This is a genomic window from Mesorhizobium sp. M2E.F.Ca.ET.209.01.1.1 (assembly GCF_004010375.2).
GTDB lineage: Bacteria > Pseudomonadota > Alphaproteobacteria > Rhizobiales > Rhizobiaceae > Mesorhizobium.
This window is the reverse complement of record NZ_SADP02000877.1, coordinates 1-313: the sequence shown is the minus strand read 5'-3', so window position 1 is coordinate 313 and position 313 is coordinate 1. Positions and strand designations below refer to the sequence as shown.

Annotated in this window: 1 protein-coding gene; it reads left to right on the top strand. The window is 61.7% G+C overall.

Annotation, left to right across the window (positions count from 1 at the left end):
- Window positions 1-313: aminotransferase class I/II-fold pyridoxal phosphate-dependent enzyme (locus EN852_RS38305; protein WP_135879868.1), on the top strand; the 313-nt coding region annotated here is incomplete at both ends.

Sequence of the window (313 nt, the reverse complement as noted above, 5' to 3'; positions counted from 1 at the left end):
TCGCCGACACCTCGATCGATAACGGCTTCAAGCTGACGCCGGAGGTGCTGGAAAAGGCGATCACGCCGAAGACGAAATGGCTGTTGATGAACTCGCCGTCGAACCCATCGGGCGCCGCCTACACGGAGGCCGAGCTTCGGGCGCTGGCGGACGTGCTGCTTAAGCATCCGCATGTCTGGACGCTGACCGACGACATGTACGAGCACCTGACCTATGGCGACTTCGTCTTCAAGACCATCGCCGAGGTCGAGCCGAGCCTCTACGAGCGCACGCTGACCATGAACGGCGTGTCGAAAGCCTATGCCATGACCGG